At 55.1% G+C, this 3,273-nt stretch carries 4 protein-coding genes and 1 pseudogene; 2 read left to right on the top strand and 3 right to left on the bottom strand.

Annotation, left to right across the window (positions count from 1 at the left end; all coding sequences use genetic code 11):
- Nucleotides 1–798 precede the first annotated feature (798 nt).
- Nucleotides 799–882 (bottom strand): annotated as a pseudogene (locus AC1DWF_RS31210) (arsenate reductase ArsC); the annotation flags it as partial.
- An 86-nt stretch (nt 883–968) separates the two neighbouring features.
- Between AC1DWF_RS31210 and AC1DWF_RS31205 the strand changes: the two are divergent.
- Nucleotides 969–1,556, top strand: coding sequence for a sulfocyanin-like copper-binding protein (locus tag AC1DWF_RS31205; RefSeq protein WP_476785804.1), 588 nt, complete (start codon nt 969–971; stop codon nt 1,554–1,556).
- 218 nt (nt 1,557–1,774) lie between these two features.
- Here the strand turns inward: AC1DWF_RS31205 and AC1DWF_RS31200 are convergent, their stop codons facing one another.
- Nucleotides 1,775–2,071, bottom strand: a complete 297-nt coding sequence (locus AC1DWF_RS31200) for a DUF982 domain-containing protein (protein ID WP_476789472.1) — start codon at nt 2,069–2,071, stop codon at nt 1,775–1,777.
- Between the two features lie 99 nt (nt 2,072–2,170).
- Nucleotides 2,171–2,416: a DUF982 domain-containing protein gene (locus tag AC1DWF_RS31195; protein WP_476789471.1), complete on the bottom strand. Its 246-nt coding sequence runs from the start codon at nt 2,414–2,416 to the stop codon at nt 2,171–2,173.
- A gap of 448 nt (nt 2,417–2,864) precedes the next feature.
- Between AC1DWF_RS31195 and AC1DWF_RS31190 the strand changes: the two genes are divergently transcribed.
- The coding region (locus AC1DWF_RS31190; RefSeq protein WP_476842490.1) for a PAS domain-containing protein at nt 2,865–3,273 on the top strand (409 nt) is incomplete at its 3' end.

Raw genomic sequence — 3,273 nt, 5'->3', positions numbered from 1 at the left:
GTGAAGTGTCGGAATGTATCGCGAGGAAGTTGGGTTGAAAAGCAGAACCGCTTCCGTTGTCGCCAAATCCATCCGCTTGGAGAGTTAATAGGGAGAAGTGAAATGCGGCGCGACAGACTTGCGTTTTATCTGAAATCTACATTGACGATTTTCTACAAGCTAAATGTGATAATGGCGTGCAGGCATCTCCGAAACAGCTCGTTCCGAGAGCTGATTAATCGAAGAGGCAAATGATTGCACTCCAAATACGGTTGGTCAGGTTTCCAATACGAGGTCCTGGCCAATACGCTCCGATCCCCTTCGGCATAATGTCACGGGTGCCACGCAAAGCTCAGATGAGAATGGGCAAGTGCACGACTGCGGCAGGTGATGCCTTGATCCGCCATGCTCGTTTGATCCTAGATCGAGTGGAGCATACGTGGACTTCGCACCGACGGCACTGGGTCTAAGGGGGCGCATCAGGCTCTTGTCTAACACGGCTGGATTGGCTGCTTTTCTGCCGTATCAACTCGGCCGATTCCTGGTCGCTTATCCGGATCTTTCCATTGATCTCAATGAACGCACAACTGCGCGTCCTGCGAGAATAGCAACCAGCATCCACATGATGCTTTGACCTCTCGCTTCGACTTTTGGCCCGTGTCAGGGTGCGGTCATTTGAAGCCCGATACATTGGTCGATATCGTAAGGAGTGTCCTGGCTCGGGCACTTGATCGTCAGCATCAAAGGCAGGGACACGCATGATCTCTGCTCAGGTGCCTGCTGGAGCCGATTAAAGGCATTGAACCGCCCGGCATCTTACTTTTGCAGAATGCTCTCGCCCATTATCGAGCGCGCGGTATCGCCAGTGCACAGGAACAAGACATTGTAGACATGGTCAGGTATCAGGCAGAGAGGGTACCCTCTCTTACGGCTGGCCTAGTTGATCTGAATTGGGTGCCGCTCCGGCCTCGCCCTGAACAGGAGGTTTGATGGCACGCTTTGCTCAGCTTGCCTTTTTCGTCTTGGCGTTGGGAGTATTGCCTGGAGTAGGACTGGCTGGCGAGCCTTTCGTCCCGAGTTGGATCAAGAACGATCCCGCAGCCAGGACTGTCGCCATGGAGGTTGTTGCCGATTGGAACCAAGTCGAGCGGTACCGCAGGGACAACATCCGGACTGATATTATCGATTTCAACGGCTACTGGGGCGGCAACCTCACGATCATGGTGCCCACGGGATGGTCAGTGAAGATCGATTTCATCAATGGCTCCTCATCTTTTCGGCACAGTCTGATGGTGACCAGAGTCTATGCTCAGTCAGAGATGCCAGTGAAGTTGACGCATGAGGATGCGATATGGGGAGCGTACACCAATCCGCCAGAGGGAATCAAAACCAATGAGAGGAGACAACTCAACTTTGTGGCGAAACAGGCCGGGAACTACTTCCTCGCCTGCGCGAGACAAACCCATCTGATGGACGGACACTGGATCGGTTTTGAGGTTCAAGACGGCCTCGACCGGGCTGTGGCGATTGTCCACGACGACAAGTTTCCGCTTGAGCAGCCCCCTGGGCGTCCTTAGCGGGCTGGACTCCGCGTCGCTTGGCTCTGCGTCGAGTTGCACGTTCCCTTGAGTGATCCAGCCTGAACCGCAAAAAAGCCCCGCCACCTTTCGGCGACGGGACTTTTGATTGGTCAGGCTCAAGGATGCGGGACTAATTACATGACCGCTCAGCCATGGTGGCCCAGCATGGTTAATGTGCGGTAAACCAACGACTTGGCCCCATCCCCCATTTGAACCTATGCAAAAGGCATACGGCCGCGCTTGGCCGCAACCTTCCAAGGCCCGATCGCCAATGGCGAAGGCTCGCGGATTCTGACCGACCTTGCAAAGGCGGAGAACGCATTCCGCGCCCCGTCAACCGGAAGTCGTCCATCGTGCGCCGCGTGGCAGGCGCGGATGGTTGCGCTATAAATGGGGCCGCGCCGGTTCTCAGGCCAACATGTTAAGAACTCGATGGCATCGGCAATGCTGCCAATCTCGCAGATTTGGTTTTCGTGTTGGACGAAAACCGGTCGATCAAAGGTATCTGTCATCACTTCCTCCTGGGACACTAGGACCGTCTCTGAGCAAGTGAACTTTGGCTTACAAGAAGTGCGACGGCGGCTTTCCTGATCGCTACGGAGGGGACCAATCTAGCTTGTGTCCTCGGGTTCTTCGGCCAGTATGCCAGCCTCCTTGCAGAATGTTTCAAAAGCCTCTCTAGCCTGATCAATGGGAATGGAGCCGTTGATTGCACCCTGCAGCGCTTGCTCTGCCAGATAGAAGAATGGGTTGCGTTTATCGAACGGCCACTGTTCTAGGAAATCGACCGCGTCGGGAACGGAGTCGATGTTCCGGAGAGAGAACTCCCCGCCCTTCAGCCAGATGGTTGGGCTCATTTCCATAATACTAAACGCAGCTGCTGGGAGACGGTTGCACTAATGGCAGATATTGCCAATCAACTCTGAGTCGCGCCCCGAGTTCAAGAATCAGGACAACACAGTGTGACGTCCAAGCCTCATTGCGAACCCCAACACCACGCCACGCGCATGAAGGGTTTTGTGGCCAATCTTAAGAAAATTCGACGGCTGATGCGCGCCCATGACCTGCAACCGAAGATCAGACGGCGTTTCATTGCCACGACCGACAGCAATCACAACGGCCCGATCTTTCCGAACCTTGGCAAAGGAATTCGTTCCAACGGGACCGAACCAGCTCTGGCAACGCTATATACCTACGTCRCCCTTCCAACCCGTGCCTTGAGAGCCTGTGTCAGCTAGAGACAGGCGTCGCGCAACTCTATAACGTGCCTGCAGGCGATATCCGCCTCAGATCGGCTTCACGCCCATGTTCCATCCCATCGCGAATGTCGACGACGCTCAGACGTTGGCGCAGGCTATCGTCAATACGATCCCCGAGCCCTTTCTCGTGCTTGACGAACAGTTTTTTGTGCTGGCGGCCAGTCGTTCTTTCTACCAGACATTCAAAGTCGATCCCGAGCAGACGCGGGGGGCGTTGCTCTATGCCCTCGGTGATGGTCAGTGGGACATTCCCGCACTTCGTCTGCTCCTGGAAACAATCATCCCTGAGAAGACCGCGATGGATGGTTTCGAGGTGGCCTACGATTTTCCCAACATCGGCCACCGCACGATGTTGCTCAATGCTCGAAAGGTCATCTACGACCACAGCAAAGCCATTACCGTCTTGCTCGCCTTCACCGACATAACGGCCCGCCGCGTGATCGAGCGCGAAAAAG

The organism is Aminobacter sp. P4_D5 (assembly GCF_056401815.1).
The sequence above is the reverse complement of the archived record's forward strand: the minus strand, read 5'-3'. Positions and strand labels throughout refer to the sequence as shown.